Origin of the sequence: Streptomyces sp. KM273126 (genome assembly GCF_004337435.2) — a bacterium.
GTDB lineage: Bacteria > Actinomycetota > Actinomycetes > Streptomycetales > Streptomycetaceae > Streptomyces > Streptomyces acidicola.
Map to the genome: position 1 here is coordinate 43140 of NZ_SJXB02000002.1, position 11892 is coordinate 55031.

General features: G+C 69.5%; 10 protein-coding genes. 5 read left to right on the forward strand and 5 right to left on the reverse strand.

Features of this window, described 5'->3' with window-relative positions; all coding sequences use genetic code 11:
* The first annotated feature begins 510 nt into the window (after window positions 1-510).
* The 3 genes from E0500_RS30770 to E0500_RS30780 are packed head-to-tail and all read left to right on the forward strand — an operon-like array spanning window position 511 to window position 5582.
* Entirely contained in the window at window positions 511-1452 is a 942-nt protein-coding gene (locus tag E0500_RS30770) for an ABC transporter ATP-binding protein (protein ID WP_131563371.1), read from the forward strand.
* Complete coding sequence (locus tag E0500_RS30775; RefSeq protein WP_131563370.1) at window positions 1449-2825, forward strand: ABC transporter permease; 1377 nt, start codon at window positions 1449-1451, stop codon at window positions 2823-2825. Before E0500_RS30770 ends, E0500_RS30775 begins: the two co-directional genes overlap by 4 nt.
* Window positions 2826-2831: 6 nt before the next feature.
* The gene (locus tag E0500_RS30780; protein WP_131563369.1) at window positions 2832-5582 is read left to right on the forward strand and encodes a bifunctional YncE family protein/alkaline phosphatase family protein; all 2751 of its coding nucleotides are present in this window, start codon (window positions 2832-2834) and stop codon (window positions 5580-5582) included.
* A gap of 168 nt (window positions 5583-5750) precedes the next feature.
* Here the strand turns inward: E0500_RS30780 and E0500_RS30785 are convergent, their stop codons facing one another.
* Together E0500_RS30785 and E0500_RS30790 are read right to left on the reverse strand one after the other, a co-directional pair.
* Window positions 5751-6572, reverse strand: a complete 822-nt coding sequence (locus E0500_RS30785) for a serine hydrolase (protein ID WP_131563368.1) — start codon at window positions 6570-6572, stop codon at window positions 5751-5753.
* A gap of 19 nt (window positions 6573-6591) precedes the next feature.
* Window positions 6592-7062, reverse strand: a complete 471-nt coding sequence (locus E0500_RS30790; RefSeq protein ID WP_131563367.1) for a GNAT family N-acetyltransferase — start codon at window positions 7060-7062, stop codon at window positions 6592-6594.
* A 108-nt stretch (window positions 7063-7170) separates the two neighbouring features.
* Here E0500_RS30790 and E0500_RS30795 point away from each other — a divergent pair, with 108 nt between their 5' ends.
* Window positions 7171-7635 carry a MerR family transcriptional regulator gene (locus E0500_RS30795; protein WP_131563366.1) on the forward strand — a complete coding sequence of 155 codons (465 nt, stop codon included), beginning with the start codon at window positions 7171-7173 and terminating at the stop codon, window positions 7633-7635.
* Complete coding sequence (locus E0500_RS30800; RefSeq protein WP_131563365.1) at window positions 7632-8648, forward strand: aldo/keto reductase; 1017 nt, start codon at window positions 7632-7634, stop codon at window positions 8646-8648. Before E0500_RS30795 ends, E0500_RS30800 begins: the two co-directional genes overlap by 4 nt.
* Window positions 8649-8888: 240 nt before the next feature.
* Here the strand turns inward: E0500_RS30800 and E0500_RS30805 are convergent, their stop codons facing one another.
* From E0500_RS30805 to E0500_RS30815, 3 genes are all read right to left on the reverse strand, one after another.
* Window positions 8889-9575 carry a response regulator transcription factor gene (locus E0500_RS30805; protein WP_131563364.1) on the reverse strand — a complete coding sequence of 229 codons (687 nt, stop codon included), beginning with the start codon at window positions 9573-9575 and terminating at the stop codon, window positions 8889-8891.
* The gene (locus tag E0500_RS30810) at window positions 9572-10915 is read right to left on the reverse strand and encodes a sensor histidine kinase (protein ID WP_131563363.1); all 1344 of its coding nucleotides are present in this window, start codon (window positions 10913-10915) and stop codon (window positions 9572-9574) included. Before E0500_RS30810 ends, E0500_RS30805 begins: the two co-directional genes overlap by 4 nt.
* Before the next feature lie 100 nt (window positions 10916-11015).
* A complete protein-coding gene (locus E0500_RS30815) occupies window positions 11016-11879 on the reverse strand; it encodes a DUF4429 domain-containing protein (protein ID WP_131563362.1) in 864 nt (287 codons plus the stop codon).
* Window positions 11880-11892: the final 13 nt, after the last annotated feature.

The following is an 11892-nucleotide window of genomic DNA, read 5'->3' on the forward strand; positions in this document are numbered from 1 at the left end:
AGACAGTCGGAAGACAAGAGCGGTAGGCCAAGGATGGGATACAGGGCCGGCAGGTCTGGCCTCGGACTTCGGCACGCGTCTCACCGGCGGTTCCGCCAGTCCCATCGACGACACCGGTTCGCCCCCTCTTCCCGTTGGGCAACTGGCGGCACCTGACCGCCAGCCGGCAGGGGGATGACGTTCAGGTCGTCGTCGGGCGCTCGTAGACCAGGGCTTCGGTGGGCCCGCGGGCCGTGCAGGAGACCACGGCCCGCAACGAGGGCGCAGCTCAATTCCGTTCCGTGCCCAGTTGGCATTCAGCGCGACATCCACCCTTGCAACTCATTCATGAAAGCCCCTGACTTTGCCCAAGTAATGGCAAACATTCTGGCCGGAACGCGGACGGTTTCCGCTCGGCGGCGACGTCGATAATGCCAAGTCGTTTCTTGTTCTACGTAGATTCAACTCTCCATCCCCATGAGCAGCATGATCAATCCATAGGGTCCTTGAGGCATTTGAAGGAAGGGACCCATGGAAGAACTCCGCGCAATCCGGGCTCGCGGTATCACGAAGAGCTTCGGTAATGTCGTCGCCCTGGACGGCATCGATCTCGATGTAACGCAGGGTCAGATCCACGGCCTGGTCGGACCGAACGGCGCCGGAAAGACGACGTTGCTCGGCCTTCTGCTGGGGCTCGCGGTGGCCGACGGCGGTCGCCTGGAGGTCCTGGGTACACCGGTCGAGCGGACACTCGACGCTCCCCACGGTGTCGCCGGCTTCGTGGACGGCCCCGCTCTCTACCCCTCGCTCACCCCACGGCAGAACCTCGCCGCGCTGGCCGCGATCCGCGGCCACGACGCGCGCACGGCGGGGATCGACGACGTACTCGCCGAGGTCGGTCTCACCGACGTCGCCGACGACCGTACCCGCGGCTTCTCCCTCGGCATGCGCCAGCGGCTCGGGCTTGCCGCCGCCCTGCTGACCAAGCCCCGGCTGCTCGTGCTCGACGAACCGTCCAACGGCCTCGACCCGGCGGGCAAGAAGCATGTGCACGGTGTCCTCAACCGGCTCGTGGCCGACGGAACCGCCGTCGTGCTCTCCAGCCACAACATGGACGACCTCGAGACGCTGTGCTCCGAGGTGACCATCCTCGCCGCCGGGCGCGTCGTCTTCTCCGGCCCGCTGCGCGAGTTGGCCACAGAGAACCGTGAACTCGACTACCGGCTGCTCACCTCCGACCCGCAGGCCGCGCGCCGGCTGGCGGACGACGCGCCGGGGATCCAGGTCATCGACGACGCCGGGACGCGGCAGGACGCCGAACTGCTCGTCGTACGCGCCCTGGTGCCCGCCCTCGACCAACTCGTGGTGCGGCTCGTGGAGAAGGGCGTCGCGCCGCGCGAGCTCACTCCCGTGGTCTCGCCGCTCGAAGCCGCGTTTCTGGCCCTCACCGAGCAGCAGGAGGCGAGCAGATGACCACGACCCTCACCCGGAGCGGGGAACAGGAACACGAGCAGGTGACCGAGGGCCGTCGCGTCCCCGTCACCCGCGCCTGCCGCTTCGAGCTCGTCAAGCTGGTCTCCCAGTGGCGAATCCGTCTGCTGGTCCTCGCCTGCTGGATCGCTCCCGCCCTCTTCGTCGCCGGGGTGAGTCAGCAGAGCACACTTCCTGTCGACACCCTCTTCGGGCGCTGGATGCTCGCCTCCGGGTGGGCCGGGCCGCTGGTGATGCTCGGTTTCGCGGGGACCTGGGCGCTCCCGCTGCTGACCTCGGTCGTGGCCGGTGACGTGTTCGCCTCCGAGGACCGACTCGGCACCTGGCGCCATCTGCTCGTGGCGGTCCGCTCGCCCCGGCGGATCTTCGTGGCGAAGGCGGTGGCCAGTCTCACCGTCCTGCTGCTGCTCGTGGCCGGGCTCGCGGTCTCCAGCACCGTCGGCGGCCTCCTCGTGGTCGGCGACCAGCCGCTGGTCGGTCTCGACGGCCATTTCCTGGCACCGTCGGACGCCGCCGTCTCGGTCGTGCTCGCCTGGGTCTGCGTCCTCGCTCCGACCCTGGCGCTCGCCGCACTCGGCCTCCTCGGATCGGTCACGCTGGGACGGTCCCCGATGGGGCTGCTGGTGCCCGTGTTCGTCTCGCTCGCGATGGCGGTCGCCCAGATGCTGCCGCTTCCGGTGGCCGTGCGCGTCGCCCTTCCGAGCTACGCCTTCATCTCCTGGAACGGCCTGTTCACCAGCCCTCGGCAACTCGGCCCGCTGCTGATCGGCATCGGTGTCAGCCTCGTGTGGGCCGTGGTCGCGACGGCGCTGGCGTATGTGCTCTTCGTACGGCGCGACTTCACCAACCTGACCCACGACGGTTCGGGCCGCCGCGCGATCACCGTCGGAGTCCTGCCGCTCGTCGGGGTGGCCGCCGCGTCGTTCGCGGTGGTCGCCGCGACGACCTCGGCGACGGGCTCCGGGATCGAGCAGGACAAGGTGCAGCGCTCGCTCGCCACGGCGTTCGCGCACCTGTACCGGATGCAGACCGGCCAGCTCAACCGGCCCGCCGTCACCGAGGCCCAGTTGAAGGCCACGGCGTCGTGCAACAAGGGAAGCACCAGGGTCGCGGCACAAGGCCCGGGCAACGACTGGCGCTGCGTCGTGACCTGGCATCTTCCCGGCGTCGAGGCCACAGGACAGGCCATCTACCAACTCGACGTCACTCCGGACGGGCGGTTCATGGCCGATGGCGATGGACCGAAGGAAGTGAACGGCTACTTCCTGGTGCGGACCCCCGACGGGGACGCACCGAACCCGCTGTGGCAGTTCGACGGCAACGTCGAACTGCTCGACACCACCCCGAAGGGATAGCACTCCATGCAGGTAACTCGCCGCCGCAAGCTCGTCGAGGAAGCGCGGATCAACCTCATCGCCAGACGCATCGGCCGCCGGATGCCGCTGTTGACGGCGGGCACCACCGCTGTCGCCCTCGTGGCCGCCGGCACGGCGCTCGCGCAGACCCACCAGTTCGACACGGACCAGGTAGGCCAGGTCACCGAGGACGGCCAGGTCGTCTCCAGCGACCAGTACATCGCCCCGTACGGCGACCGTCTTGTCATCAACCAGGGCAAGATCATGTCGTCCTCGGTCAGCCCGGACGGCACGCACATGGCCGCCTCGGTCACCGACGGTGGCGCGGCCCTGGCCATCGTGGACCTGAAGAACTGGACGACGCAGCAGCTGGTCAGCAAGGCCGCGTCGTCGAACCCCCGCATCAGCAGCAACAACGTGGGCCAGGAAGGCCCGACGTACTCGCCCGACGGCAAGCAGCTGTGGCTGGGCCAGCCGGACGGTTACACCGTGTTCACCGTGAACGCGGACGGCAGCGTCGCCGGCCCGAGGACCGTCAGCATCCCGGCGCAGGGGTCCAAGCACGCCCTGGTGGGCGCGGCGACGTTCTCGGCCGACGGCAATACCGTGTACTCCGCGGTCAACGGCCAGAACCGGGTCGTCGCCATCGACGCCGCGACCGGGACCATCAAGCAGAGCTGGAACGTGGGCAACGCCCCGCGCGGCATGGTCGTCGTCGGCGACAAGCTCTACGTGAGCAACGAGGGCGGTCGCCCGGCCAGGCCCGGCGAACCCACGATCAACTCGTACGGCACGCAGGTACTCGCCGACCAGAAGACCGCTGCCACCACCAGCGGCACGGTCAGCGTCATCGACCTGGCGAACCAGGACGCCGCGGTCTCCAGCATCGACGTCGGTCTGCACCCGACCGCCGTGTACGCCAAGAACGGCGTGGTGTTCGTCACCAACACCGCCGACAACAACGTCTCGGTCATCGACACGGCGAAGGACGAGGTCGTCCAGACCATCTCCACCCAGCCGTGGGCCAAGGCTCAGGTGGGCTACGAGCCCGACGCGGTGACCCTCACCGACGACGGTCATCTGCTGGTGACCCTCGGCCGCGCCAACGCCGTCGCCGTCTACAAGTACACCTCCGCGCAGGAGCCGGTCAGCTACGTCGGCCTGCTGCCCACGGACTACTTCCCCTCGGAGATCACCACCTCCGGCAACGAGGTGTACGTCTCCAACACCCGTGGCATCGACGCCCGCCGGAAGGCCACCGGCGGTCGCGGCACCCACGACACGACGTCGAGCGTGCAGAAGTTCACGCTGCCCGACGACAGCGTGATCAAGTCCTACACCGGCAAGGTCTTCAAGCAGAACGGCTGGAACGGCGAGTCGCTCAAGAAGTCCGACGGCTCCCCGGCCAAGCCGGTGCCGGTCCCGGTCAAGCTCGGCGACCCCTCGACGATCAAGCACGTCTTCCTGCTCGTCAAGGAGAACCGGACCTACGACCAGGTCTTCGGTGACATGCCGCAGGGCAACGGCGACCCGTCGCTGACCGAGTTCGGTGACAACGTGACGCCGAACCAGCACGCCCTGGCCAAGCAGTTCGGCCTGTACGACAACACGTACGACATCGGCACCAACTCCGCCGAGGGTCACAACTGGCTGATGCAGGCCGACGACCCGGAGTACACCGAGTCATCGGCCGGTGAGTACACCCGCAGCTACGACACCGAGGACGACGCCCTCGGCCACCAGAAGACCGGCTTCATCTGGACCGGTGCCCAGGCGGCCGGCAAGTCCGTCCGGAACTTCGGTGAGTTCCAGCAGTTCCTGACCAAGCCGTCGGGCGCCAGCTGGCAGAACCTGTACTGCGACAGCAAGAACATGGCGGCGACCGGTCAGGACACCGCCTACCCGCTGAACTCGACCTCGCCGATCCCGTCGCTCAACGACGTGTCGGTGCACGGCTTCCCGAAGTTCGACACCAGCGTCCCCGACGTCTACCGGGCACAGATCTGGAAGAAGGACTTCGAGAAGAACGGACCGGCGAACCTGAACATGTTCTGGCTCTCCAGCGACCACACCGGTGGCCCGGTGAGCGCTGCCTCGCAGGTCGCGGACAACGACCTCGCCGTGGGCCAGATCGTCGACGAGATCTCGCACAGCAAGTACTGGAAGGACTCGGCGATCTTCGTCGTCGAGGACGACTCCCAGGCGGGTCTCGACCACGTCGACGGCCACCGTGCCCCGGTCCAGATCATCAGCCCCTGGGCCAAGCACTCCACGGTGGACAGCCACTACTACTCCCAGATCACGATGATGCGGACCATCGAGCAGATCCTCGGGATCCAGCCGATGAACCAGAAGGACACCGCGGCCACCCCGATGGCCTCGGCGTTCACCCAGAGCCCGGACTTCACACCGTTCAAGGTGCTGCCCAACCGGACCTCGCTGACCGCCGGTGTGAAGACTGCGCCATCCTGTGGTCTGGACACCCCCGCGGCGCAGGACCTGAAGGCAGCGGCCGTGCCGTCGCCCTCGGTGCCGGCGGACATGAAGGACATCGCCGCCCAGTGGGACGAGTGGAAGCCGAAGCAGCGGCTGACCGGTCCCAATGCCGTTCCGGACTACGCTCCCCCCGCCCAGATGAACCATCTCACGTGGTACGAGACCCACAACTGGGCGAAGCCGTACCCGGGTGAGAAGAAGATCTACGCTCCGCAGGACGTGCCGGGCGCCGCCATACCGTCGGCGGAGAACGACGGCTGACACAGGCTCACGTGCCGGGTGGCCCCTGGTCGGCATCATCGCCGGTCAGGGGCCCACTTGCGACACGCGAGGCGCCGTCCCGGGCAGGATCCGTAGCCGAGCGTAATCAGCCGGTTGCACTCTGGTGGCATGAATCACGCAACTGGTGCAGTCGGCCAGGGGATGGCGTCAGCTGCGCATCTCGGCCAGCACCGCATCAGTGAACGGCGTCCACGCCTCAATCGCCCACGGCCCGAACGCACGGTCGGTCAGAGCCACGCACGCCTCACCCGCCACCGGGTCGATCCACAGGAACGTGCCCGACTGGCCGAAGTGACCGAAGGTGCGCGGCGAGGACGAAGTGCCCGTCCAGTGCGGGGACTTGGAGTCGCGGATCTCGAAGCCCAGGCCCCAGTCGTTGGGGTTCTGGTGGCCGTAGCCCGGCAGGACGCCCTTCGTGCCCGGGTAGTGGACGGTCATCGCGTCGGCCACCGTCCTCGGGTCGAGCAGCCGCGGCGCCTGCACCTCCGCCGCGAACCGCACCAGATCGTCCACCGTCGAGACCCCGTCCTTCGCGGGCGAGCCGTCGAGCGTCGTGGACGTCATCCCGAGCGGCTCCAGCACCGCCTGCCGCAGATACTCGGCGAAGGGGATGTCCGTCGCCTTCGCCACATGGTCCCCCAGCACCTCGAATCCGGCGTTCGAGTACAGCCGCCGCTCCCCGGGCGCGGACGTCACCCGGTGCTCGTCGAACGCCAGCCCGGAGGTGTGGGCGAGGAGATGCCGGACCGTGGAGCCGGGCGGCCCCGCCGGCTCGTCCAGCTCGACGGCCCCCTCCTCGTACGCGACCAGTACGGCGTACGCGGCGAGCGGCTTCGTGACCGAGGCCAACGGGAAACGGTGCCCGGTGGGGCCGTACGACCCGAGTACGGTGCCGTCCGCGCGCACGACGGCCGCCGCGGCCGTGGACACCGGCCAGTTCTCGATCAACGTCAGGCTGTGAAGGGACATGCGTACGAGCGTATGCGGCTCAGAAACGTATCCTCATCAAGGGGTCCGGTGTGACCTGGAAACCGAGCGAGGCGTACAGCGGCCGGGCCTCGGCAGACGCGGTGAGATCGACCTGACCTGCGCCCTTCTCGCGGAACCAGTCGAGGAGAACCTCCATGCAGGCGCGGGCGTGGCCCCGGCGGCGCTGGTCCGGGTCGGTGGCGACGCTGAACACGTACCCGATCGTGCCGTGCGGGTTCCGGGTCCGCCCGATCCGGTACTCGATCGTCCCGGCCACCAGCGCGGCGAGTGCCCCGGGCTTCTCGGGATGGTCGACCACGAAGGCCGCGAAGGTCCCGTCCGCGTCGGCGAGCTTGGCGCGAATCGTCGGCAGGGACTCCGTCTGCCAGTCGGCGGACGTGTCCGCCCCGCCCACCGCATCGATCATCACCTGCCGCAGACGCAGGACTTCCTCCGCGTCCTCGGCGGCGGCACGGCGTACGAGGCTCATGAGGTGAACGGTAGCCAGTGGAGCCGCACGCCGTCGTCGGAATTTCCCCGGTTGTTTCCCCCGGTTCCGCTTGCTTCGAGTTCACTCCAGGGTTCTAGCGTTGAGGTCATGACGGTGATGGAGACAACAGGCACCCGGAACGCCAGCTGTGCCACCGCATGGCACGCCGACCGGCGGCCGGACGGTCAGGACAAGTACACGATCAGCGAGGTCGCCGCCTTCACCGGCCTGACGGCGCACACCCTGCGCTGGTACGAGCGCATCGGGCTGATGCCGCACATCGACCGCTCCCACACCGGCCAGCGCCGCTACAGCAACCGCGACCTGGACTGGCTGGACCTCGTCGGCAAGCTCCGGCTCACCGGTATGCCGGTCGCGGACATGGTGCGGTACGCGGAACTGGTCCGTGAGGGCGACCACACCTACGGGGAGCGCTTCGCGTTGCTGAAGGCCACCCGGGAGGACGTACTGGCCAGGATCGCCGAACTCCAGGGCACGCTCGCGGTGCTCGACCGGAAGATCGATTTCTACGCGGACGCCGAGCGTGCCTTGGCGTTGGAGGGTTCCCGATGACGAACGACAGGATCATGAAGGTGGCGCTCGGCGACGGCGGGCCCCAGGTCGGCGTACAGGGCCTCGGCTGCATGGGCATGAGTTTCGCCTACGGCCCCTCGGACGCCGGGGAGTCGCGGGCCACCCTGGAACGGGCGCTGGAACTGGGTGTCACGCTCTACGACACGGCCGATGCGTACGGCGCGGGGGAGAACGAGAAGTTCCTGTCCCCCTTCTTCAAGGCGCACCGGGACGAGGTGGTCATCGCCACGAAGTTCGCCCTGTCGATCCCGGCGGACGACCCCACGCGGCGGATCATCCGCAACGACCCGCCGTACATCCGTGCGGCCGTGGAGGCCAGCCTCAAGCGCCTGGACGTCGAGGCGATCGACCTCTACTACATGCACCGGCTGAACCAGGAGGTGCCGATCGAGGAGAGCGTCGGCACCATGGCCGAGCTGGTCCGCGAGGGCAAGGTGAAGCACCTCGGACTGAGCGAGGTCACCGGCAGCGAGTTGCGGGCCGCCCAGGCCGTGCACCCCATCGCGGCCGTGCAGTCGGAGTGGTCCCTCTTCAGCCGTGACATCGAGGCGGGCGTCGTCCCGGCCGCGAGCGAGCTGGGCGTGGCCCTCGTGCCGTACTCACCGCTCGGCCGGGGCTTCCTGACGGGCTCCTTCTCGAACGCCGAGAAGGACCTGACCGACCAGGACCTCCGCCGTTTCATGCCCCGCTTCACCGGCGACAACGCGGCCGCCAACGCGGCGCTCCTGGAGCCGGTCCGCACGGTCGCCGAGTCCCACGGAGCCCCACCCGGCCAGATCGCCCTGGCCTGGGTCCAGCAGCAGGCGAGGGTGCACGGCCTGCCGGTCGTCCCCATTCCGGGCACCCGCAAGGCCAGCAGGGTGGAGGAGAACGTGGCCGCGACGCGCATCGTCCTCACCGACGACGAGCTGGCCCTCCTGGAGCCGATCGCGGCCAAGGTGGCGGGCGAGCGCTACCCGGACATGTCGTTCACCTCGGCGGGCCGGGAGTAGGGCCTGTTCTGAGTTCCCCGTCGTCCGTGCGAAGCGGTTCGAGGGTGGGGGAGCGTGCGATCGGCGTGCGGTGTCGCAGGTCATGTGGCGGAGCCACCTGTCCTGCGGCGCCGTGCGGCGTGGGGGTCCCCCCGGTCGAGCGAAGCCGAGAGTGGGGGAGTGCGTGCCGGGCGTCGCTGCGCAGGCGGGGAACTCAGAACAGGCCCTAGGGCGCCCCGGCCGTGCCACCACGCCCGGCGGCTACCGGTCGCCGGGCGTGACCAGCCCCGACTCATAGGCGAAGATCACGGCCTGGGCGCGGTCGCGCAGGTCCAGCTTCGCGAGGACACGGCCGATGTGGGTCTTCACCGTCTGCTCGGCCAGCACCAGATGGTCCGCGATCTCCTGGTTGGACAGACCGCGGGCGATCAGCTCCAGCACCTCGGTCTCGCGCGGGGTCAGGCCCTTCAGCCGCACCGCCCGTTTCCTGCGCGGGGCGGGCCGCGTCTGCGCGAAGTCGGCGATCAGACGGCGCGTCACCTTCGGGGCGAGCAGCGCGTCCCCCGCCGCCACCACGCGCACCGCCGCGATCAGGTCGGCCGGGGGCGCGTCCTTGAGGAGGAACCCCGACGCTCCGGCGCGCAGCGCCTCGTACACGTAGTCGTCCACGTCGAAGGTGGTCAGCATCAGCACCTTCGGGCGGTGCGACTCGGCTTCCTGAGGGTCTGGCGGGTCGAGCAGTTCGCGGGCCGCCGCCAGACCGTCCATCTCGGGCATCCGTACGTCCATGAGGACGACATCGGGGTGCGCTCGGCGTGCCAGCTCGACGCCCTGCCTGCCGTCCGGGGCCTCGCCCACGACGTCGATGTCGCTCTGCGCGGCCAGCAGGGCGGCGAATCCGGCGCGCACCATGGCCTGGTCGTCGACGATGATCACCCGGATGGTCATGGGGAGGACGGACTCCTTTTGTCGGGCTCGTCAGGCTCGGCGGGGTCGTCGGGCTCGTCGGGCATGGTCATCGGGAGCCGCGCCGCCACACGGAACCCCCCGTCGGGCAGCGGCCCGGCATCGAGGGTGCCGCCGACCAACCGTACGCGCTCGCCCATGCCGACGAGGCCGTGCCCGGTGCCGCTCCACTCCAGCCGCGAAACGGGCTTCGCGGCGGGCCCGTTGACGACGAGCACCGTCAAGTGGTGCTCGTCGGCGGAGAGCGACACCTGGGTGGTGGCGCCCGGGGCGTGCCGTACGACGTTCGACAGGGCCTCCTGGACGATGCGGTACGCGGACAGGTCGACGGCCGGCGACAGTTTCGGCGGCGCCGTGAGGAAGCCGGGTTCGGGGAGGGACAGTTCCACCGGGACGCCGCCGCGTGTGGTCGCCTCGACGAGCTGGTGCAGCTTGTCCAGGCCAGGCTGCGGGGCCCGTTCCTGTTGTGCGTCCTCGCTGCGCAGCACCTGGAGCAGCCGCCGCATCTCCCCGAGCGAGTCGCGGGCGCCGGCGGCTATCGACTCGAACTCCCCGCGCACGTCGTCGGACACGCCGGAGAGCCGGTACGGGGCGGAGTCCGCCTGGACCGCGATCACGGTCATGTGGTGGGCCACGACGTCGTGCAACTCGCGTGCGATCCGTGCCCGTTCCTCCAGCAGGGTGCGCCGGGCCCGCTCGGTCTCGCTGATGGCTTCCTGCTCGACGAGCCGGCGCCGGGTCTCGCCGCGCTCCCGCACCAGCGAGCCGAGCAGCAGCACGGCACCGCTGAGGACGATGAGCAGGATGCCGGTGTTCGGGCCGTCCGTGCCGCCGTCAGAGGTGCCCGGGTCCCGGCCCGCGCTCAGCACGAGAGACGCGGCCGTGGTGACCAGCCAGACGCCGAGCACCGTACGGCGCGTCTCGCGCAGCGACAGCGCGACGCACAGGACCAGATAGCCCACGATGACCATGGGGGTCCAGGGAGAGGGCCGGCCCACGGCATCGGACTGCAGCACGGCAACCGCCCCGACGACATCCGCCACGATGACGATCCACCACGCCTGCAGCGGGCGTCTCACGGCGAGCAGCAGCGGCCCGGCCTGGGCGAACCCGAGCGCTCCGGCCAGCCCGTCGTTCACGCCGTAGTCGTTCCCGAGGACCTGAGCGGTGACGGGGATCAGGCTGGCGGTGAACCCCAGCACGATCACGTACGGCAGCCGCCGCACCCACCGCCTGGGCGCCCGCCGGGGCTGTGGCCCGGGCAGGGGCTCAGGCGGAGTGCGGAGGACCTTTCGGCCGGGAGGAGGAGTCGTGCCGCTCATGACCTCAACAGCCTAAGCAGCGGTCCTCGCCGTGCCGTCATACCTGGGAGCCGGGCTTCATGTCATACCCAGGTATGAGCCCAGGCTCAGCCGACGACAGCTAGAGCTCCGCCAGCAGCTCCGCCTTCTTCGTGCTGAACTCCTCGTCCGTCACCAGCCCCGCCTCGTGCAGCTCGCCCAGGTGCCGAATGCGGTCGGCTATGTCGGCGGGGTCACGCCGCGGCCCCGCCGCGGGTACCGCACCGGCCGGTACCGCGGAGCGCACCGCCGCCAGGACCGCGGCCGCGAACGGCAGCGACTCGTGCACCGGCCCGTACCCGAGCCCGAACACGACGGAAGCGGGATCCTGGTCGGCCTGAAGGGGCGGAGCCCCGTCCCCGTCGCGGCCGATCAGTCGCAGATGCCCCTCGAAGAGCTCGGGGGAGCGCCACTCGACCCCGCTCAGATCGGCGACGGGAAATCTCTGGTCGCCGGCCTTCCACTTCGCCGAGGAGGCCCCCGTCCAGAACCACCGGAACGACACGGACTTCCCGTCGAAGGAGGCCTTCGCGTCGTACGCCTTGAACTGCAGCGGCGCCTTGGGCGGGGCCACGAGGTGCCGTTCCGCCGGGCTCTCGTCCTCGGTGATCCGTGCGCGCAGCTCGTCCGCGTAGTACTCGGCGAGGGTCTCGCGCTCGGCGGGCAGGACGAGCCGGTACGGATCGCCGGCCTCCTTGAGCTGGCCCGCGGCCGCCTCCATCAGGGGGTCGGCGCCCGGTCGTGGCACGGCGTGCAGGACGACGGTCCCGCGCTTCCCCGGTGTCAGCGTCACCGCCGCGATCGCTTCCAGCGGGATGCGCCGCTCGCCGAGTGCCTGGAACAGCTTCGGCGTGCGGATCCCCCGTTCGAAGCGGATGAGCACGGAGTCCGACTCGAACTCCCAGGCGGCATGAAATCCAGCCAGAACGTCACCCATGCGGCTCATCGTATGCGTGAGG

Excerpts from the sequence above, each read along its gene's own strand:
- E0500_RS30770 (WP_131563371.1), top strand. The coding sequence starts at position 511 with ATGGAAGAACTCCGCGCAATCCGGGCTCGCGGTATCACGAAGAGCTTC.
- E0500_RS30775 (WP_131563370.1), top strand. The coding sequence starts at position 1,449 with ATGACCACGACCCTCACCCGGAGCGGGGAACAGGAACACGAGCAGGTG.
- E0500_RS30780 (WP_131563369.1), top strand. The coding sequence starts at position 2,832 with ATGCAGGTAACTCGCCGCCGCAAGCTCGTCGAGGAAGCGCGGATCAAC.
- E0500_RS30785 (WP_131563368.1), bottom strand. The coding sequence starts at position 6,572 with ATGTCCCTTCACAGCCTGACGTTGATCGAGAACTGGCCGGTGTCCACG.
- E0500_RS30790 (WP_131563367.1), bottom strand. The coding sequence starts at position 7,062 with ATGAGCCTCGTACGCCGTGCCGCCGCCGAGGACGCGGAGGAAGTCCTG.
- E0500_RS30795 (WP_131563366.1), top strand. The coding sequence starts at position 7,171 with ATGACGGTGATGGAGACAACAGGCACCCGGAACGCCAGCTGTGCCACC.
- E0500_RS30800 (WP_131563365.1), top strand. The coding sequence starts at position 7,632 with ATGACGAACGACAGGATCATGAAGGTGGCGCTCGGCGACGGCGGGCCC.
- E0500_RS30805 (WP_131563364.1), bottom strand. The coding sequence starts at position 9,575 with ATGACCATCCGGGTGATCATCGTCGACGACCAGGCCATGGTGCGCGCC.
- E0500_RS30810 (WP_131563363.1), bottom strand. The coding sequence starts at position 10,915 with ATGAGCGGCACGACTCCTCCTCCCGGCCGAAAGGTCCTCCGCACTCCG.
- E0500_RS30815 (WP_131563362.1), bottom strand. The coding sequence starts at position 11,879 with ATGAGCCGCATGGGTGACGTTCTGGCTGGATTTCATGCCGCCTGGGAG.